This window comes from Rickettsiella endosymbiont of Dermanyssus gallinae, from assembly GCF_019285595.1.
Taxonomy (GTDB): Bacteria; Pseudomonadota; Gammaproteobacteria; order Diplorickettsiales; family Diplorickettsiaceae; genus Rickettsiella_B.
On the sequence record NZ_CP079094.1, the window covers coordinates 59,071 to 79,680 of the forward strand.

General features: G+C 36.6%; 20 protein-coding genes. 8 read left to right on the forward strand and 12 right to left on the reverse strand.

What is annotated here, in order from left to right; all coding sequences use genetic code 11:
• Nucleotides 1-14: 14 nt before the first annotated feature.
• From KX723_RS00290 to KX723_RS00310, 5 genes are all read left to right on the forward strand, one after another.
• Nucleotides 15-1,148, forward strand: coding sequence for a tyrosine-type recombinase/integrase (locus KX723_RS00290; protein ID WP_218814159.1), 1,134 nt, complete (start codon nucleotides 15-17; stop codon nucleotides 1,146-1,148).
• Nucleotides 1,149-1,548: 400 nt separating this feature from the next.
• Entirely contained in the window at nucleotides 1,549-3,354 is a 1,806-nt protein-coding gene (locus tag KX723_RS00295; RefSeq protein ID WP_218814160.1) for a tetratricopeptide repeat protein, read from the forward strand.
• A 46-nt stretch (nucleotides 3,355-3,400) separates the two neighbouring features.
• Nucleotides 3,401-7,513 (forward strand): DnaJ domain-containing protein, encoded by a 4,113-nt coding sequence (locus KX723_RS00300; RefSeq protein ID WP_218814161.1) that lies wholly within the window; start codon nucleotides 3,401-3,403, stop codon nucleotides 7,511-7,513.
• Nucleotides 7,514-7,565: 52 nt separating this feature from the next.
• Nucleotides 7,566-7,814, forward strand: coding sequence for a hypothetical protein (locus KX723_RS00305; RefSeq protein WP_218814162.1), 249 nt, complete (start codon nucleotides 7,566-7,568; stop codon nucleotides 7,812-7,814).
• A 55-nt stretch (nucleotides 7,815-7,869) separates the two neighbouring features.
• Entirely contained in the window at nucleotides 7,870-8,118 is a 249-nt protein-coding gene (locus KX723_RS00310; protein ID WP_218814163.1) for a hypothetical protein, read from the forward strand.
• Nucleotides 8,119-8,150: 32 nt separating this feature from the next.
• Here KX723_RS00310 and KX723_RS00315 read toward each other — a convergent pair whose 3' ends face one another.
• A complete protein-coding gene (locus KX723_RS00315; RefSeq protein ID WP_218814908.1) occupies nucleotides 8,151-8,378 on the reverse strand; it encodes an Hpt domain-containing protein in 228 nt (75 codons plus the stop codon).
• On the opposite strand from KX723_RS00315, the gene KX723_RS00320 reads away from it, so the two are divergent.
• Nucleotides 8,328-8,498, forward strand: a complete 171-nt coding sequence (locus KX723_RS00320) for a hypothetical protein (RefSeq protein WP_218813323.1) — start codon at nucleotides 8,328-8,330, stop codon at nucleotides 8,496-8,498. The two genes, KX723_RS00315 and KX723_RS00320, sit on opposite strands and share 51 nt — an antisense overlap.
• Before the next feature lie 67 nt (nucleotides 8,499-8,565).
• On the opposite strand, the gene KX723_RS00325 is transcribed toward KX723_RS00320, so the two are convergent.
• The 6 genes from KX723_RS00325 to KX723_RS00350 all read right to left on the reverse strand — a co-directional run bounded on the left by KX723_RS00325 (nucleotide 8,566) and on the right by KX723_RS00350 (nucleotide 14,002).
• Complete coding sequence (locus tag KX723_RS00325; protein ID WP_246562463.1) at nucleotides 8,566-10,416, reverse strand: ATP-binding protein; 1,851 nt, start codon at nucleotides 10,414-10,416, stop codon at nucleotides 8,566-8,568.
• Nucleotides 10,417-10,445: 29 nt separating this feature from the next.
• On the reverse strand, nucleotides 10,446-11,243 hold the full coding sequence (locus KX723_RS00330; protein WP_218814164.1) for a hypothetical protein: 798 nt from the start codon (nucleotides 11,241-11,243) through the stop codon (nucleotides 10,446-10,448).
• Between the two features lie 220 nt (nucleotides 11,244-11,463).
• Nucleotides 11,464-12,057 carry a sensor histidine kinase gene (locus KX723_RS00335; RefSeq protein WP_218814165.1) on the reverse strand — a complete coding sequence of 198 codons (594 nt, stop codon included), beginning with the start codon at nucleotides 12,055-12,057 and terminating at the stop codon, nucleotides 11,464-11,466.
• A gap of 185 nt (nucleotides 12,058-12,242) precedes the next feature.
• Nucleotides 12,243-12,614, reverse strand: coding sequence for a nucleotide pyrophosphohydrolase (locus tag KX723_RS00340; RefSeq protein ID WP_246562464.1), 372 nt, complete (start codon nucleotides 12,612-12,614; stop codon nucleotides 12,243-12,245).
• Nucleotides 12,598-13,404 (reverse strand): helix-turn-helix transcriptional regulator, encoded by an 807-nt coding sequence (locus KX723_RS00345; RefSeq protein WP_218814166.1) that lies wholly within the window; start codon nucleotides 13,402-13,404, stop codon nucleotides 12,598-12,600. The genes KX723_RS00340 and KX723_RS00345 overlap by 17 nt, the downstream gene beginning before the upstream one ends.
• A gap of 13 nt (nucleotides 13,405-13,417) precedes the next feature.
• Entirely contained in the window at nucleotides 13,418-14,002 is a 585-nt protein-coding gene (locus tag KX723_RS00350; RefSeq protein ID WP_218814167.1) for a helix-turn-helix transcriptional regulator, read from the reverse strand.
• Between the two features lie 182 nt (nucleotides 14,003-14,184).
• Between KX723_RS00350 and KX723_RS09705 the strand changes: the two genes are divergently transcribed.
• Both KX723_RS09705 and KX723_RS09710 read left to right on the forward strand, forming a co-directional pair.
• A complete protein-coding gene (locus tag KX723_RS09705; RefSeq protein ID WP_218814168.1) occupies nucleotides 14,185-14,799 on the forward strand; it encodes an IS630 family transposase in 615 nt (204 codons plus the stop codon).
• Between the two features lie 8 nt (nucleotides 14,800-14,807).
• Entirely contained in the window at nucleotides 14,808-15,239 is a 432-nt protein-coding gene (locus KX723_RS09710; RefSeq protein WP_218814910.1) for an IS630 family transposase, read from the forward strand.
• A 275-nt stretch (nucleotides 15,240-15,514) separates the two neighbouring features.
• Here KX723_RS09710 and KX723_RS00365 read toward each other — a convergent pair whose 3' ends face one another.
• From KX723_RS00365 to KX723_RS00385, 5 genes are all read right to left on the reverse strand, one after another.
• Nucleotides 15,515-15,940 carry a DUF5681 domain-containing protein gene (locus tag KX723_RS00365; RefSeq protein WP_218814169.1) on the reverse strand — a complete coding sequence of 142 codons (426 nt, stop codon included), beginning with the start codon at nucleotides 15,938-15,940 and terminating at the stop codon, nucleotides 15,515-15,517.
• 290 nt (nucleotides 15,941-16,230) lie between these two features.
• On the reverse strand, nucleotides 16,231-18,591 hold the full coding sequence (locus tag KX723_RS00370) for a DUF927 domain-containing protein (RefSeq protein WP_218814170.1): 2,361 nt from the start codon (nucleotides 18,589-18,591) through the stop codon (nucleotides 16,231-16,233).
• Complete coding sequence (locus tag KX723_RS09800; RefSeq protein WP_218814171.1) at nucleotides 18,584-18,970, reverse strand: CHC2 zinc finger domain-containing protein; 387 nt, start codon at nucleotides 18,968-18,970, stop codon at nucleotides 18,584-18,586. The genes KX723_RS00370 and KX723_RS09800 overlap by 8 nt, the downstream gene beginning before the upstream one ends.
• A 57-nt stretch (nucleotides 18,971-19,027) precedes the next feature.
• The gene (locus tag KX723_RS00380; RefSeq protein ID WP_218814172.1) at nucleotides 19,028-19,240 is read right to left on the reverse strand and encodes a hypothetical protein; all 213 of its coding nucleotides are present in this window, start codon (nucleotides 19,238-19,240) and stop codon (nucleotides 19,028-19,030) included.
• 224 nt (nucleotides 19,241-19,464) lie between these two features.
• Nucleotides 19,465-20,523, reverse strand: a complete 1,059-nt coding sequence (locus KX723_RS00385; protein WP_218814173.1) for a tyrosine-type recombinase/integrase — start codon at nucleotides 20,521-20,523, stop codon at nucleotides 19,465-19,467.
• Between the last annotated feature and the right edge of the window lie 87 nt (nucleotides 20,524-20,610).

Here is a 20,610-nt window from a genome sequence, read left to right on the forward strand (position 1 = left end):
AAGAGGAGATCACTATGGGAAAAAAGAAAATGCCAGGACTCGTTAAACGCGGGAACATTTGGCACATTAACAAAAAAGTCAACGGACGTCGCATTTCAGAAAGCACTGGATCAGGTTCTCTCGAAGAAGCCGAACGGTATTTAGTTCATCGTCTTGAGCAGATTCGACAAGCCAGTGTTTATGGAGTTAGACCTAAGCGGATTTTTAGAGAAGCGGCTACGAAATATTTGATTGAAAATAAACATAAATCGAGTATTAAGGAAGATGCGAGGTGGATAACATTTCTTGATCCGTTAGTTGGCAATATGCTTTTAGAGTCTATTCATATGGGTAGTTTGCAAAGTTATATCCAATTAAGACGAGAATCAGGTGTTAAAACACGTACGATCAATTATGGATTACAAGTTGTTCGTCGAATTTTAAATCTAGCTGCTGGCGAATGGTTGGATGAATGTGGTTTAACTTGGTTGCTTAATGCACCGAAAATTAAGTTATTAGCAGAAGAAGATAAAAGAAAACCTTTCCCATTAAACTGGGATGAGCAAAGAAGGTTATTTACTGAATTGCCCGATCATCTTAGAAAAATGGCATTGTTTGCTGTTAACACAGGTTGTCGTGACCGAGAAATTTGTTGTTTGAAATGGGAATGGGAAATTCCTATTCCAGAATTAGGAAGTTCGGTTTTTATTATTCCAGGAAAGCAAGTTAAGAATAGACAAGATCGTTTAGTCATATTAAATAATGTGGCTACTGAAGTAATTCAAACTGTACGAAATAATAATCGGGAATATGTTTTTACATTTCAAGGGAAACCAATAAATCGTATGTTAAATTCAGCTTGGAAGAAAGCACGTCTGCGAGCAGACTTACCTCATGTTAGGGTACATGATCTTAAACATACTTTTGGACGACGGTTAAGAGCAGCTGGTGTAGGATTTGAAGATCGACAGGATTTATTAGGGCATAAGAATGGACGAATTACGACGCATTATTCTAATGCTGAATTAAATAACTTAATTGAGGCAACAAATAAGGTGTGTAATATGGAACAAGGGCCACGTTTAACTTTGCTCAGAATGAATCCAAACAAAGTAAGTCGCGCAAAAGTCGCGCAGGGAAATTTAAGGGATTATCTAAAAGTAGTGTAAGTCATTGATTTAACTGGTGCCGAAACCAGGAGTCGAACCCGGGACCTACTGATTACAAATCAATTTCTCGCTATAAATATCAACAATAGAGAATTAATATTTATAATTAAATCAATGAGTTAGATTATTTTTCTTATTGTCACCTATTGTAATTAAACGTAGTTTTTTATACTTAACTGCCCCACTAGTGCCCCTTGTATAGTAAGCGATGTCTTTGCTTAACGTATAAAAACAAAGTCCGATTATTTTGTTAACCATTTAGTATTAAAAATAAATATTGCATTAACTACCTTAAATACAAACGATTATTATTCTTGTTTTAATAAACAAAAATAGAATATACTTTTCTGCATAGTCTCATCTAATGCAATGAAAAAATACAATAAGGATAAAAATATAGATGCCAGGATCATTTTTAAAAAAATCGTTTATTTACTTGCTTGGAAATCATGATGACCTTAGTTTTGGTATGTGCTTTCATTACGGATACTACAATTTTAGAAAAGACTTTACACTGGCGAGAAGATATTATTTAGAAGCTGCTAAGAAAGGGAAAGAAAAAGAGGCTTACTATCATTTAGGCAAACTTTCTAAAGAAGAGAAATCTCTTGTTGACGCTTTTTATTACTGGGGAAGAAATAACGAATGTGGTGAACGATGGAAATCAGCATTAGGTTTTTATGAAGCGATTATTGAAGGGAATAGCTGGCCTATTTTTATAGGGTTGTCACCAGGTGAGTATAAAAAAATAAGTAAGGAAAACTATGCACCTGCCATGTATAGAGCGGCCTTACTTTTTAAGGAAGATCACCTATCTACGCCTGAAGAAAGCATTAAAAAAGATTTAGCCGCTACGTTGATATGGTATAGGAAAGCAGCCATTGCAGGTTCCAAAGAGGCTTTAAATGAATTGATTGCATGCAGTAAAGAGCAACCAAAAGCGGCATTATATCTTGCTCAAATGTATGAAAGAGGCGAGATTGCTAGTGAACAATCCATCACTTCTGTTATAGAGAATGATAAGCCTGCTGTACAGTACTATGAGAAAGCAAAAGCCCTAGGTGATCCTATCGCTGCTTGTCGATTACATCAGCTAAAAAGTTTAAAAGACTTACAGGACACAAAAGTTTTTACAGTTTCAGAAATTCGGGATCCCTTCGTCCTCTATGGCACCCATTACCTGAACATCTTCTGTGAGAAACTTGATCAACTTGGAAAATTACCTAAGCCTAAGGAACTGGGAGAATATCAACAATTCTGTGAAGCGTTTGGAAGAGTACTCAGCATTGAGGAGAAATTAGAATTTGATCTTTTCTATAAAGAGCTTGGAAGGAAACCAACTCCTGACGAAATATTAGGGTTTGATACTTTACATAAAGAACTTGGGAGAATACCAAAATTAGACGAAGTCATAGGATTTGATATTTTATATAAACAATTTGGAAGAATACCAACAGTACATGAATTATTAGGCTTTAAAAAGCAACCAGCGTCTTCTAAAAGCTCAGCAATTCCAAAAGAGCCAAATAGTTTAAAAACGCCAAAAAATAAAACAAATCTACCGGATCAGAAAGAACCCATTGTTCATAAAAAAGAAGAACAAACCTCTTCTAAAAATTCAGCTGTTCCCAAAGCATCAACAAGTTCAAAGAAACCAAAAGAACAAGATAATTTAAAGGATCAGAAAAAACCAGAAGTATTAAAAGATCCTAGCTCAAAGCTAAATAATTCGGCCCATGATGCTAAAAAAGAAAAGCCAGTTATAGAGAATAAAAAAAATCCTTTCAGTTTCTATAAAAAGACAACTGATCAAAAAGCTGAGGACAAGGACTCAGTATTTCAGTTAGGCTTGCAGTGTCAATCTGATAATAAAGAAAAAGCATTTGATTGCTTCATAAAAGCAGCGCAGTTGGGACACTCGGAAGCACTGCTCATCTTAGATCGATTAGCGCATGAAATGAATCCGGATAAACAGCTACAGCTATTTAATCTTTATCGAACACCGCCGTTTAGTGATCAAAATAAGGCTTTATACTGGTGCCAACAAGCCATGCAAGGTAGTGACTTACAAGGCTTAGAGTTAAGCACCGCAAACATTAATCAATTGCTTGAATCTAAACAAGCTATCAATCTTCATCAACTCTCACAGATGCTTAAACCATCTATGCCCTGGGAAAATAAAGGTCTATTCAATTTATTCAAATAAAGATTAGGTCATACAAAATAATAACTGAGCATAAGGAATCAAAGAAATGCATAATTTCTATCACGTGTTAGGTGTCAGTTCGAATACTTCATCGCAAGCCATAAAGAGAGCTTATCGAGAAAAAGCCTTATTGGAACATCCGGATAAGGGTGGCGATGCTCAGAAAATGTCTTTACTTACTACCGCTTATCAAACACTCAGCGATCCACTCAAAAGACAACAGTTTGATAAAGACTGGTACGTTTTTAATGCCTCTAATGAGAGTGAAATGGTAGTAACGCCAGAGGGTTATTTACCCACGGCAGGCACTTCTTTTTCGCAAAAGTTTAGAAAACAACATAGTGAGTTTATTAAACAATGCTATGCTAAACCACTTCACAAAAGTTCGGTGGCTCAATATCTAAAACCCTTTCACTCCGATCTGTATCTAAGCAAAGAAGATAAAAAAGAAAGCCATATTTTTGCGTTGATGCAACAAAGAAAAACAACAGATGCAGAGCTGAATATCAGCTTTCAAGCGTTAACGCCCGAAAAGTCGGTTAACTACTTTTTAGAATTTTTACAGGGTCATTATTCTTGGCAAGCACTTCAAGATTTAACCCAAGAATTTTCTGGGAAACTAAAACAACTAGAAACATTAGGACAACAGGCAGGCTATGAATCCCAGTTATATCAGGGTATTTACGAAATTTTATTGATAGCGGCTAGAGAAACGACACCTACCGAAAAAATACTCTATTCCTTAAAGAAAATAACTGATTACGCTAAAGTAACCGCTGATCAGTCCATGACTTTTATGGCGCCGTTATTGCAAAGTAAATATTTCCGTCATTTACACGCGCAAGCGTTACATTGGTATTGGCTATCAGATGAACAGGTATTAGAGGAATCTTTTTTAAGGGTATTCAACGGCCAGAAGGCGATAGAAAAATTAATTGAAAAACTGAAATCGCAAGTCTCTGAAAAGCAATCGGCAGATCAGTCCAGTGGACAGCTAACCCAACTACTGCGATACGCACGGTTACTATTTAAACTAGAGCAAGATATACAGAAACGTAGCTTTACGACACATGAAAATCGAGCCGCTTTTTATAGAGAAAAAGCCTTTCATTTACTCGATTGGTTACCTGCCATCATGGGGTTTGCAGAATATGCGGTTCTTGTTAATACCTTATTACAAATTGGGCTCACATTACAAAAAGCCTCTGCACAAGAATCAAATCCCATCCTGCGTATGGCGGATGAAAGACTCGTTGCTCAAATTTATCTTGAAGCTATCGGTGTCGCTCGCCATGCTACACCCGAGGTTGAACTGTATGCTTGCCTACACAGCATAAAATGCTTGATGTCTTGTCATTATCTTCATTCCGAATCAGAACAAATAATAGAGGCACTACAACATCGTGCACTCTGGCTAGCGGATTTATTTCCCTTTTTCCAAGCAACACAATCCAATGCCAATTTGTTGGCCGAAGAAGATAAAAATTTGCTCTTAATGCGGCAATTATTACACGCATTAATTGATAAGATTGATAACAAAAAAGAGGATGTAGAAAAAGCCGAAATTGATCACAGTTACGTACGTGTTTTTTATCAAGCGTATGAAGCCTGTTTAAAAAACTGGTATCAAAAGAATCATGATCCTGAATTAGAAAAAAAATTCCGTCAGCGCTTAATGCAGGAATTATTAGTCAGTAAAGAATGGACAAGCGACGATCTGGATTACAATCTCAATGCACCGTGGCCATTAGATAATTTAAGTGAAGAAGGCTGGACCCAACCTGAACCGGCATTGCCCTTAGCTCAAAAAGAGAATGTTCCCACTTATAAAACAATACACGGTGTAGAAATCAGTTATAAATCCGGAAATATGGCATTCATTCTGGATTATTGTGAAGACAATGAAAGCGATTACAACCGTTTATTAACGCTATTTGATTTAAATGAGATGTTTCAGCGTCGCCTGGGATCCGCGCTGTTCAGTTTAGATGCGGCTGATCCTGATATGCCATATCACCCCTTTAACCAAATGCGTTTTGCGCCGACGACGCTGCATCACTCGCCGCTGCTACATACGATGTTTCTGACGGATTACTTATTAAAATTTTTAACCGTCGATCAAGAAGTACAGCGCCGTGATCCTTATCAACTCAGATCATTAGACGAAATAACTCAGCATCTTCCTGATTATCTCAAAAAAGTAATCACGGATTTTCATGCCAGCCATCATGAAGCATCACTTAATCGTTTTTGGATTGAATCAGAGGAAGTCGATCTAGCGATTGATGATGAAAATGCGAATAAAGATGGTCATGTGTTATTTGCCTTAGGCGACCTCAAAATGGTGGTCAAACATCACAAGCTCACCCGTGATGCCGAAGGTAATCTGGTCGATAAAGCTGATGAAGAGGAAGGCTGGGATTGTTACGTATTGACACCCGAACAAAAACAAGCATTAGAGGAAGGAAAGCGTGTCATCCCTGATTCGGCCTTAATTATCGTTAAAGAATCTTGGGAGCTTATTTTTTGGGAAAATCATAAAGCAACCACCCGTTGTTCCTTAGAAGGTGATAAGCACCTTTTAATCCGCTTAAATGGACGACCACGTGATGAAAACGAAAAAGTTAAAATAGACGATTCAGAATCTTTACGTCAGATCTATAGGATTGTTTTAAAAGCAGCGACTAAAGCGGATATGCCGCATCGTTACTCGCCTGAATTTATCTTTGCACAAGAATTTACTAAATACTACAACGAATTTGCTATTTATTTTCCTGAGTTTGGACGCCTAAGAGAACTCAGTAAAGTAGCGACTTTAGTCAATATCATGGCCGCGCAACGTGCCGCAAATAAAGAAGAAATTCAGTTATCAGAAAACCGCTTACAAGATAAGAAATATTGGACCGCTGCAGAACATGACTACTGGAAAGAAACAGAAGAAGAAATTAAAAAACTTGTTAGAGAGAATACAAGGGAGCAGTTCCAGGAATGGCGCCGTCAACTTTCCAAAGAAAAGCTGACACAATCACGACAAACTTCACTGAATGACATTAGACGACAAATAGGCAGTTTAAGCTTTACTAAAAACTCCCCTGAAATAGTCGAACTTTGCGATAAATTTTATGAAGAGACCAAAGCAAAAATTATTGCTGAGCATGGACGTTCGGGTTGGAATAGTGTATCGCACAAGATCCGATCAGAAGCGATTGACCCTAAAGTACCTCAGCTTATTTTAGATTTACAATCTCAAAAAAAGACCGCATGTCGCAAACAATTACTCGAGTTATTTAAAAACGAGTTAGCCGGGTTATTTTTTTCGAACCCGAGCCAACTCATCGATAAATTTTTAGAAGCTAACGATAAGCCGCTGCTTGATCAGTTAGTGGCTTATGATAAAAAGCAAGTCGCTAAGAAGATCAAAGAGGTCTATCCCGAACATACCGAAGAAAGTTTAGATAGAGCGATGAATCATTCTTTATTAGTGATAGATGACATTGTTGAAAAAGAAACGCCCGCCGCACTAGAGCAACATAAACAACAACTAAAAAAACGCTTAGATGAAAGAAAAGTATTAGAAAAATCCTTTGTTGACTTAGGTTTTGCATGCGATGCCGACGAAATCGATATAAAAGGAACCTGTTTATGGGTACCGGCCAGTTTTCGGCATGATGTAGACAAAGGCCATACACGTACCGTGTATGGCGGTGTGCATATTTTAGGGGGTGCCAGACAGATTGGTGCGGCGCAGACGCAGGTTTTAGCCAGACAAACTAACCAAGTAGGGCAGAGATCAGCGCAAAATAGGATAAATTACCAAGCACAAAGTAACCATGCTCGGGAGATCTTACATAAGAAACTGAGTATTTTACAAGGTGGACAACAAGATGCTGTACGAACTCAACAGTTGCCTGATGGCCGAATACGCTATTACGAGAATGAACGGCCGTCCAGCACACCAGGGCCCACTAGAGGTGCCGCATATGTTACAGAGTATAATCCTAAAACGGGACAAGTTCGTACTTGGAACGAATGCTACGATCAAAAAGGAAATGTGAATAGAGTGCATCCTAAAACGCTTGATGGGCAAAAATTACGTGGTCAACATTACCCACCCACTAAAAGTGAATTACGTGCGTGGTCAACATTATCTACTAACTAAAAATGAATTACGCAAGTAAATTTATTTTTAGTTAATTATTTTGGAGGCAAAAATGGCCTATACACGAGAAGAATTTGGAAAAGAGCTTAAGCAACGCGTCGCTAATAAAGAAGCTACAGAATTAATTGGAGAGTGGGCACACTCTACATATATAGATCACATTCAAGACATTGATAGTGCGTTTAGGAAGATATTACTAACATTAAATTATATGGAATTGGGTCCAGAGTTTGCTTTTTCTTATGAAGAGCTTAATCAAATTGCGGATGATTTGATCGCAGGTAAAGAGGTTAAATTATAAAAAAATAGTTTTTATATGGGTAAAATATGTTTAGTCGATCTTTATTCGGACAAAAATGGCCTATACACGAGAAGAATTTGGAAAAGAGCTTAAGCAACACGTCTCTAATAAAGAAGCTATAGAGTCAATTGGATATTGGACATACTCTATATATCTGGCTCATATTCAAGATATTGATAATGAATTTAGAGCTATTTTACTAACGTTAAATATGATGGAAGATGATCCGCAATTTGCTTATAGTTATGAAGAGCTTAATAAAATTGCGGATGATTTGATCGCGGGTAAAGAGGTTAAATTATAAAAGGGAATTTTTATATGTACTATTCTACATATTTAATTTGATCCTATAATCTTTCTGGCTGCTCCCTTAGTTTCTTCTACAACTTGAAGTAAGGTTTGATAAAGTATTTCGGTCTTTTCAGGCGATTTCGCTCGCAGTACCGTTTGTATTTTTTTACAAACTTGCTCTAAGCGAGTCGCTCCACAATAACTAGCTCCCCCTTTCCATCGATGAGACAGGAAAGCATTGTGAAAGCAATGCGAAGTCGAAGAGCCCGCGATAGGCGTGCGTTGACGGGCGAAGCAGGAAACGCATCACGCCGTAAAGTCATTTGTGGGAGGCACGGGCATGAACTCCGAAGGAGTGAGTGCGTGCCGGACGCAGGACGTATCGCGGCCTAATTTCAGTCGCGTCATGCGAACGAATTTCGGGGACACGATGGCCGAAATTCTTCGGGAGCATAGCGACTCACTTGTTATGAGCCAACGCGCCTATACCCTGCCAATCCTTGTTCTGATGGTACTGTTTTAGCTCCGCTATTTCTTTTGTTAAGCTACTGACGAGCAACTCCAACAATTCATGAAGTGTTTCTTCGCTGCCCAGTAATCCTATCGCCTTTTCTTTATTTAAAAGTGGCAATGATTGTAAATTATCATTGGAAGATTCATCATGGTCTTCTTTAGAAACCGAAGTGGTAGCTTGTGAATGCGATAGAAATACACTGAGTATTTCTGAGGCTTTCTCAGGGGTTAATGGTTTGCTATAGATCGCATTCATTCCATTTTCAAGACAACGTTTCTTCTTTTCTTCAACGGTATGCGCTGTTAATCCAATAATGGGAACTGATGGATTACTCTGCCATTGTTTTAATCGAATACGACGTGTTACATCACAACCATCGCCATCCGGAAGGCCAATGTCCATCAATATCAGATCATAATAGTTTTTTTCTACCAAAGTTAATGCTGTTTTCCCATCTACAGCAATATCCGTTTGGCAGTTAAGCTCTAACAGAGCACCCTGTGCTACTTTGGCAGCGATGGGATTATCTTCAACCACTAACACGCGACTTCCTGTTGTCACAAACATTTCTTGTAACTCAGATGCTTCAGTCGCTTTTTTAGTGACGATGTGAGCACCTTTTGCAAACAATGAGATCTCTTCTGATTCACTTTCATAATCGGCTGGGGATAATGCTTCTTGCAAAGGAATGAAACACCTAAAGGTTGAACCTTGATTGGGTTGGCTATCTAGATGAATCTCGCCACCTAATTCATCAATAAATTGTTTAACCACCGAAAGACCGAGGCCTGTTCCTGGATAAATACCCTGATACGAGGGAGTTAAACGGGTAAAACGCGTATAAATCTCATGATGCTTATCTCGTGGAATACCCATCCCTGTATCACTGACACACAATTCAATGATTACTTCACGTTTTTTATTCTCTATTAAACGTGTACTGACTTTAATTTCGCCTTTATCCGTATACTTTAATGCATTCGTCACCAATTCCAGAGTAATGCGTTGTATACGGATAGGATCGCCCAGCAAATACGGAGGGATATTTTTATCATAATCAAAATGTAAATTCAGATTTTTTACATCTGCCTGGGGTTTGTTTAAGCGTACGACCTGGTCTAATATTTTATATAAGGAAAACTTCTTCTTTAAGAGTGGTATTTCCCCAGTGGCTACCTGTATGCTTTCTAAAATTTTATTTAGGAACTCCAATAAAGCATTGCTTGAGTCCACAAGATCTGTTGCATATTCCGTTACTTTTTTTGGATTGTTTGCTTGTGTTTGAATCAAATGAGCGCAACCCACAATCCCCGATAAGGGTGTACGGATGTCGTGACGCATGTTCTCTAAAAATTCTGTCTTTGCTTCATTCGCTAACTCAGCTTTTTCTTTAGCGATTCTTAATGCTTCTTCATTCTTTTTTCTTTCGGTAATATCAATAGATATACCAATTAAACCATCAATATTACCTAACTCATCTTTAAGAGGCGTTTTTATTGATAAATAAACTGCTGGGTCACCATTTATATCTAAGCCCATTTCTTCAATTTGATATTCTTTCCCAGTGGCAAGAACTTTGCTATCAAGCTGAACTACTTTTTCTGCTAAATTCTTTTCATACAAATCATAATCCGTCTTGCCTTCAATTTCATTTTGATGTTTAAGATCTAGAATTTCTGCAAGCTTTTTATTACACCAAACAAATTTTCCATGTTTATTTTTCCAATAAACATGGCCACTTAAAACATTTAAAGCACTTTCTAGAACTTTCAATTTTGCATTAGCATAAGTATTCATTTTTAATTTTTTACTATTCCATTTAAAATTTATGATTGATTTATTTGTAGAAACGAACTAGCTTGATCATTGGAAGTATTTTCCGTACTAGAATTAGTATGAAACATGCTAAGTTTAGACTTAGATTTGGACTTTAATTCAGAAAACATTGACATAAAACAAGTATATTTTTCATTAATAAATAAAATACAATCAGTCATTGGCTTAGGATAAAAAATGCAGCAATATCCAGGGTGAACTAAAATTTTACCCCATACAATTAGCACAGCACATTCTTCTTTTAAACATTCTCTACAATATTCTCTTTCTTTGTCAGAAAAAGAAATATTTTCTCGCTCGGAATATCGCCTTTCAAATTTCAAAACATCGCTTTCTATAGCATTATAAAATGCTGAGCCTTTTTTGCTATATAAACTATCAATTTCTTGTCGTGCTTTTTCATAAAGCTCATGATTAGTCCACTCATCCCATCTGTGATAAATGACCTTACTTTCTTTAAATTTATTTTCAATTAAATCCTTATAACCTTCTCCCCAGATATTTCCTTTCTTGTTTGCTAGATCACGCATTGCATCAGGGGTTTCTTTATTTTTTATAGCTAAACTATAACGTTGAGCCGTATCAGCAATAACTACATTAACTAACGGCCTATTTATAAAATGCTTTACGAGAAGATCAAGTACATCACAAAGGCTATCTGATTCATGATAAGGTTGACCAACACTAATTGGCATCCATAGAACAGTGGTTTGTTGAGTAAATTTTAATTTTTCCCTATTATATGATTTGTAAAATCCACTGTAGCTCAATCTAGATGTTTTGGGCATATTATTCTTCTTATTTTAATGGGGATATAGTATAGTTCTACTCTAACTCTATAATAGGTTGAGCTTTTTAGAGATACAAGAGGTAAACAACTATAACAGCGATATCGATAAGTATTCAAGTTTACCCAGTGTTTGATATCACATTAATCCACCTTTTTAAATTCTTACTCCACCTCCAATAGCTTGTAAAGCTAGATTTAATATCTCCTCCATATAATATCTAGTTCAAGTGACCTAATAATAAGGGGATAGCTTCGTGTATACCCACAGCCTCCTTGATTAATGAGTGTTGAAAGGGTATAAAACAACCTAATATCGTACCTTCACCTTCTTTGCTCTTTACAAAAATTTCGCCTTGCAGGTCGTCCACAAATCGTTTTACGATACTTAAACCGAAACAACCTCCTTTATAAGCACCCTTGTAAGAAGAAGTTAAGCGATTAAAACGATGAAATATCTTTTCTCGCTGATCCTTTGGAATACCAACACCCGTATCACTAACAGCAATTTCTATAATGCTTTCTCGGTAGTCGATTTTGATAAGCCGAACAATTAATGTCACTTTTCCTTGTTCAGTAAAATTTAGCGCGTTCGTTATTAACTCTAATGCAATACGTTGTACTCTATCAGGATCGCCTATAAGATAGGGGTAAATAGCTTGATCATAATTTAAAGTTAATGCGAGCTTTTTTTTATTCGCCAGTGGTTTATTTAGATCGACAATCAATTCCATTTGTCTTTTTAGATCAATTATTATACTGCTAAATGAATCTTTTAATTCTGATTTATTATCATTTTCAGTATAATCTCTCATCTTTTATCCTTGTGATATCGTTGCTTTATAACTAACAATTTCTCTTGGTTTTTTATCTAAAAAATCAAGAGATGCAAGAAGCGCTGGATAATGCCGTTTTTTTGTAGAGAGCAACACCGTAAAAATTACGTATAAAATGCGGTTAAATTAAGAGATGAAATTCACCCATTGTGTTCAGCAATAGATTATTGAGGATTATATTCAGTGTATTTTTTAGCACTTCCCTTTACTTTGCTTGCTGGATACTTACTATTGTTAATAGCAAGCTTATTCAGGATTGCAGTATTCAGATCGATATCTAACTGGTCTGCTATACGTGTAACATATAAAACAATATCAGCTAATTCATGGCTTACTCTCTCCTTGACAAGTGGATCATTTTTTACGCACCTTGATTCTTGTTCAGTATACCATTGAAAAATTTCTAATAATTCACCCACTTCCCCTGCAACTGCCATAGACAAATTTTTAGGACTATGAAACCTCTCCCATTCACGAACTTTAGCAAATTCAGCTAGTTTTTCCTTTAATTTATCAACATCAATTATATCTTTCATAATTAATACTCGGCTGATAAATATGACTCTCCAGAAATGCACTAAGTAATTCTGACTTAGTACGGTATCCTGTTTTTGACTTAATGGTTTCTAAACAAGATTCTATACTTCTTGGAGATACACCTATTTCTTTTGCAATGGTAGACATACTTTTTCCTTCCAATAACATCACTAAATATAGCGTTTCCTTTTCTGTTAAATTTACTTTCTTTAAATAGACTGTCTTTATAAAATATTTTTTGAAAAAAATTTGTTGATTTATCGTATTAAATATAGCTGTTTTTTCCGCTTTATTGGCCTCACAATATAACTTAATACTTTTATTTAGTTTATAGAGGTCTTGCCCAGCATGTTCGATTAATCCTCTTGCTTTCATTCTAAAAAAAATAATAAATCTTTTAATTAACCCAAAGTGATTCAAATAAAAAGTATTTAGTGTTTTAGTCTGAAAATTGGAGGCAAAAGAAAAAATATCAATGTAATCATCAAATGGAAGCGCTACACTAATACCATTCCATATACCTAGTTGATAAATTTTTTCTAAAAAAATATCACCTGTATAGTTTTTCCAAAATACTACAGAAATCTTACCACAAATAGCTGTTTTAATTGTTTTTCTAAGTAACGTTCCAATATCTCTACTTTCATTTAGATGATGAGTGATAGTTTTATTGTTGCTCAAAATAAAAAATTGACTTTTTTTATTAACTCTTATATGAAAAAAATCAGTAATTCCTAAAATTTCGAGCCTAGAAGCAAGATTGAATACTGTTTTGAAGCAATATTTCATTTTTACTTATTCATTATAGCCAATTTAAAATACTGTCTTTATATACCTTTATGATAGATATTTTATCTTTTTTGTTTAATTTATGCCTAATGTTTTCTAAATGCTTTTCTATAGTGCGCTTAGAAAGGTTTAAAATATGAGAAATTTGATTAGCAGTATTTCCGGAAGCTAATAAGTTAAGACACTCTAACTCTTTAGTTGCTAAAAATATTTCGCCATTTTCAGTCATTAGAGGACGTTTATTGATAGGAGTAAGCTTTATAAATTCATCAATCTTTTTTCTATCATATTCATCTAAATGCATTAAAGGTCTAAAATCTTTATAAATTGCTAAATTTTTATTAGTAGGCAATATGAGATCAGCTGCAGCTAAGTTAAAAGAACCTGTAAACGTTTTGAGAAGCTCTATATTTTCTATATAAAAGTTTTGCATTCCATCGGTTTGTCGGTCTGCAGCAAATCCCCACAACTCGATAGAATCTTCCCTCTGTTTAAATATACTCAAGCCATTCCAAATGTTAAAATCATAAAGCGCAGACATTAAATAATCTGTTTTTTCTACTGGCCATAAGTAGCAATAGTAATTATCCTCCGGCACATGCCCTATTTCTTGACCCAGAGATGTACCTTCGTTGTTATGTACATTCTCTAAGCAATATCGCAACCAAGCTAGATCGTTACAGAGATAAAGATATCTACCGTCATTAAGCAGACCGCATTAAGTATCTATAAAAAGTTTATGGGGTAAGTTATCATTCAGTTTTAAGTGAATGAATAAGCATGATAAGAGTGAAAGTTAATGAAGAAGAAAAAGCATCGTTAAATCGCTTACGACGTATTCAAAAATCAAGCCAAGGCGAACGAGCCTCCTACGTATTGTTATCTCATGCAGGAAAATCGGTTTCAGAAATAGCAAACCATGTCAGTCGTAATGAACACACGATAAGACTATGGCTGAAGCGTTATATCCGAGAAGGAATATCCGGATTGGAGACTCGAAACAAATCTGGACGTCCAGCAACGAAAGCACCCCTACTGGAAGCACAACTTCTGGAATTGTTAGACAAGACCCCTCAAGTGCATGGTTACCAAGAAGCAGGCTGGCAAATTAATCTACTACGAGATTGGTTTGAAAAACGAGGCTTATCAGTCTGTGAGAATACGCTAGTAAAATCCCTTAATAAACTAGGGTTTGTGTATAAACGTTTTTCGAAAACAGTGCCCAAAAACACACTGTCTGCTTCTGAAAAAAAAGCAGGTGTGGGAAAACTGATATTGGAGATAAAAAATAAGGCACAGAAAGAAGCTATTGAGATATTTTTTGTCGATGAATCCCATTTTTCCAATCAACCTTATGTGAGTCGTGGTTGGTTTAAGCGTGGTGAAAAAAAGTAGTTAATACCATTAAAAATAGATTAAGCAAAACAATTTTTGGTGCATTAAACCTACGAACAAGCCGATTTTATTGGAAGCAAGCAGATACGGGAAATAGCCAACAATTCATTATGTTTTTGCATCAGCTACATCAAGCTAATCCGGGCAAAAAATTAATGCTTATCCTCGATAATGGGTCGATACATAAAAGCAAAAAAGTACAGGCATTTATCAAAAAGCATCACTGGGTTGAGCTGCTTTTTCTCCCGCCTTATTCGCCTGAATATAATCCAATAGAACGTTTTTGGCATTGGTTAAAACACAAAGTTTATGCTTGCAAATCCTTTACGAAAATGGATGACCTCATACAACAAATACGTAAATTAGTCTGGCATTTTCATGAGCAGAGACTCGTATCAATACCTAGGTTTAATTTTCAAGCTTATGCTGATTTATTATAGATACTTAATGCGGTCTGCTTAAAAAATCTAAAATAAGCAAAAACTTTTACATCTAATTTAAAAAGTGGCTTGCATATCTCCTTAAATTCACACACGGTCGATTCAGCATATTTATATGCCTGTAAATTTATTTCCATTGCCTTCAAAATACCCAGAAAGTCTTTATGTATACTTAGTATAAATGAGGTATTATATAATAAAGTGGAATAGTTCAGATGGCCTGTTGAAATATCGTATCACTGATCGAAATTTACTCAATCTCCAAAGTTAAGTCTCTAAAATTGTTCTTTTTCCTGATTTTTTAGCGTTGCTTTGAGTTCGCTAATTTCCTGGCTTAGTTTTTCCATTAAACTAGTATCTCGATAGGCTGCCAGGACACTCATTAGTGATTTGGCCTGGTCGGGGGTTATTTCTTGTTTAACCACATCCCTTAAAATAGCGTTACCTGCTTCCAGTAAAGCGCCTGACTTATCCAGCTCCTTAGGTAACGTTAGGTTAACGGGTCTATCTTTGGCTTTAGGAATTAATCGTTCCAAGCAAAAACGTAAGGTATTAGCATCACCTGATTCTGCTAATTCAATCGCTTGCTCTACCAGCTTATCCGCATGAGACTCAAGTAATTGCAACCATCGTGTCTTTTTGTTTAACGTTCCCTTCGGTTTGCCTTTGGGATTACCGCTTTGGCCTGGTTGATATTTCATTTTCTGTATATTCCCTCTATTTTTCAGAATTGGCAAAAATGGCTTGTAACATTTGTAACTTTGTAACATTAACGTAAGTTGTTGATTTTAATTTATTTTTTAATTTTTCCTTGCTGGAAAAGGTTATTTTCTCTTTGTAACTTTTGTAACAAAACAGTTTGTTTTTTATGCATGTTACAAATGTTACAGAAGCTAAATTTTAATTTGTAACATATAAGCTAGTATAACTTATTGATTTAATTACGCTTTTATCTTGTTACAAATGTTGCAGCTGTTACAGAGGTTTTTTACTATCCCTGCTTTTTCTCCTCTTCTCTCGCTTCAACAATTTGGGCAGGAAAATGATATAAGCGAAACTGTTTATTATTAGCTGCCGGCACACGTATCGATACGCTCATATCATTTCCTCTCTTCGGGAGATACAAAAGACCTTTTTTATTTAAAATGGTTGCTACTAACCGAGGCTCATAATTTTTACAAATTTCCTTTTTAAAAGTCGTCGTAAAAACGTAATAATCGCCTGCGGCATTTCCCTGTTGCGCCTCACTTCTAAAGCCCGCCCGATTACCTTTGAAGGATGATTGAACCATAAACGAATCAAAACGGGATGACTGCGATTCAAAGAAGTAACGGACTTGCTCTACTATTTTTTCTTCTTCAGAAGAGCTCATACCGCCTTCCCGATGATCGTTTATCCATGATTCAAAGCATGTAAACGTGGACTCAATACAAGTGCCTACTTCCCAGTCTACAATACCCCATTTTATCGCCAATTCACCTGCCGCAGCTACCAAAGCAAATCGTTCTACCACGCGTTTAACTTGTCCGTGTGCATTATCACCCTTGATGCGAGTTAGAAATTTCTGCGCTATCTCATTTCGTTCCTTTAGAATCTTTTCTTTATCTGTCTTCACTAAATATGTTAAGAAAGCATCAATAGCGCTGCCATAAGAACGTTGGCACTGTTCCTTAAGATAATTCGATAGACTCGAACCATCTTTATGACCGTGCAAGTCTTCAAATATCCCATAACCTTCACCCGCATCAGCCGAAATGTTGATTGAGCGAATTTCCTGACCCGCTTTAATGGTTTGTCCTGCTGATTCTAAGTGAGCCCGTAATGACAGTTCACCGCTGGTTAAAAAAAGTAAACACCAGGTCGCTATGTTCCTGGCTTGCCCTGTTCTAAACGCACGCGCTTTGCCTTGACCATTTGCTAACATATAAAACACATCACCCGCAATGCGCGAATTAAGCTGCGATAATTCATCTAAGATAAGTAACGCATGATTATGCTGCGCAGCCAATCCTTCCAAACCATTATCGGTGGTGCGCAACGTACGAACATAGTTTTTACCGCTATAAACCGAAGCGGCCACAGCTAAAGCGGTACTTTTGCCTATGCTACTTTCTCCGACAAGATGAAAGCCACCACTTTCTAGCCCCAATAAGCCGACAAGCGGACCGGCAAACGCCAGCGCTACCGCAAACATCAATCGTGAATTACCTGAACAATATTTAGAGATATTGTAAGTCCATTCATCTAATGTGCCTGAATAACTGTAATTGTGTAGGGTACAATCACCACGATACTTCAAGGGTTCTTGATTTTCTAAAGGCGGATAATAGATCTTATTTGGCAATATAAATGATTGTTTATACCATCCGGTATGGTCTATACAACGTACTTTAGTTTCCACGAATGTTGTAGCAAGATATTCGAGAAGATATCTTTTTTGCTTTAAGCCAGGATGAATAGTCAGACCTAGACGTAATAACTCGGTTATTGCTAGCTCTCCATTTCCTTTTAAAAAAGTGTCTGGCATAACCCAGTGATGCAAGTGTCCGTCAGCATCATTAAATTCTAAAACTCGCCCCCAGTTCTCATTATTCGGATCACGACTTAATGCGGTTATTTCCAATTTTGAGCAAAGCCAGATAGTTGTATCGCCTGCTTTGCAGTAAAATACACCGTCATCCCTAACATCAAAAGGGCAAAAAGAAACTGGTGTATCTTCTAAAGGAGGCGCATCAATTAAAGGTAATTGTGGAATATCTTCTTTTGTAATGCTACCTTTTGCTTCCATCCAGTCAATAAAATCACCGCCTTTCGGAAGATGTAATTGTTCAACATTAACCCAACGAATCGTACAGCCTAATGCTTGTAACCTAGCCGTGACATTTTCCCGATACTTAATGCCAGCCTCATCATAGTCACAGAAAAAATTTACTTTACGATTAGCTAACGGGAAGAAATCAGTCGTATTGACTGAATTGGCAGAACCAGATGTTGTCGCTAATAATCCGTAGCTTTCCATCGCTTCTACGCAACTTTCTCCTTCACAGAACCAAATAGTTTCATCGGTGCGCTTAATTAGCTCAGACAAGCGATATAATGGCTTGCCTTGATCGAATTTAGGTTCTCCTATGGTATAATTTTTTCGTTCGCTATCATAGCGAAAAGGCCTTATCCACTTTTCACCCGAGGTAAGGTTCTTTAGACGAATCTTTAACAATGCAACTGTTTCATCTTTATCATAATAAACATGTGTACCCGTATGTTTATAATCTTTGAATGCGTCCTTTAGTTCATTTTTTGCAAACTTATTAATTAAGCCTTGGACAATTTCTTGTGTTGGTAAGTTACTCATACTTCCATGCCCCCAATTCAGTAACAGCGTCAATAAACTCAATTCCGCGCAAGCGAATGTGAAAATCGAGAACATTTCCGCCTCTTGAGCCACAACTGAAACAGAAAAATGTCCCTGTCTGTAAGTTAACGGAGAAAGAAGGGCTTTTGTCGCTGTGAAATGGACAAAGGGCAGTGGCTTGTTCTTTTCGAGGATGAAATTTCTTTAACACCCCCGCGTAATACACGCGAGGGTTAGGTAGTAAATTTCGATCAAACTTCCGCCTTCTTTTTTTATACGTAAGTGGTGCTATAAGGCCTTTTGGGGTAACATGGTATGTTTGATGTTTCTTGTAGGGCTGAGTATTGCGAGTACTCAGTCCTATGTTATTAGTAGACATAATCCTCCATTGATTGATCAGAAAAAGATATTTTTGAAGGGGGGTAATAAGTGATAGTTATTTTCCTTGTTCATTTTGTTCATTGATCCAGTTAAAAAAGGCAGTTTCATCAATTAAAACGCGTTTACCAACTTTTTTAATGACTTTATAAAAACCATTGGTATCACGGTTAAAAATTAGATTGCGTAAACCCCCGATCTTTGGCCATTCGTGGTATTTTTCCCAGCTTGGAACCGGAATGTATCGAGTAGAGGAAGCTGATTTTTCCATAGATTTTTTCCTTGTAAATAATGAGAAATATATATAACTACGATATCGTGTTATGAAATAAAAACGCAACACTACATGTGATGAAAACTAATTAATCTATGTAGCACACCATTACAAACAGATTTAGTATGGAAGTTGATTGCTAAAATTAATAGTACAATATGCGGTATGTTTTTATGGAAACTGCATTGCAAAGCAAAAGAATTGATAGGGCTATGTGCTTATTAGCCAAAAATTTTCTCATTCATCTTGGCAACGACTTTGCTGGTATGAGCTTCAGATAAATGTGCGTAGCGTTTTACCATCTGTAAAGTTTTATGGCCTAATACTTCAGAAATTTCTGATAAGCTAGCACCATTCATGGCGAGATAAGAGGCTGTGCTGTGACGGAGGTCATGGAAGCGAAAATTAGTAATGCCCGCACGTTTTAAAGCGGTTTCCCAAGGAGAACGAATATCAATCGGGTTTTTCAGATTCTTGCCAGGAAAAACAAGAACACAATTTAAGTCACGTGTTTTTTCATGCTGTTTCATTAGCTCCAAAGCATGACCGCTTAAGGTGAGTACGCGACGATCTCCGTTTTTAGTTTCATGTAAGATAATGACGCCACGTAGCAAATCAATATCTTTCCAGCTCAAACCTAAAAGCTCCATACGCCTAGCGCCTGTAGAAAGTGCTAATACCACCACGGTGTAAAGAATTTTGCTATCACTTGCTTTGCAAGCTTCTAATAAGCGGGGGCGTTCTTCATCAGATAAAAAACGCACACGTCCACGAGGTTCTTTGGGCTTAGTGATTTTGAGCAAAGGATTCTCCTCTACCCAAGACCACTCCTTTATAGCGACAGTAAAGACATGACTTAATGCAGCTAGGTAACGATTAACGGTAGCCGGTGTACGTAGTTCTTTACGTTTGGTTTTTTCTTCAAGTAACCTATCACGCTGTTCTGCTAATAAAGAGGGTGTTATTTCGGCAAGCGTATAAGTCCCTAAGATTTCTTTCCAGTATTTCAATTGTGTTAATTGATTTTTTTCTTTTTTAGATTGTGTGGGTAATACTTTATGAATATAACGATCTATGGCTTCAGCTAAAGTGTGGCGTTTGGCCTCAGTGGTTTTGAAATGTCGGCCTTCTCGCAACGAAGCTTCTGTTTGCTGTACCCATTTACGGGCATCGGTTAAACGTTGAAAAGTAGCGGTTTGTGTAGGAAAACCTTTAAGCCTAACCTTGACTCGAAAACTGATTTTTCCATCTTGAGTAATTCGTTTTTCAATGTTAGCCATGTTTCAGCCTTACTTATTGTTAGTAACTATAAATTACAATAAGTGAAAAATAATGGCAACAGCTGATTATTAATCATTGTCATAATT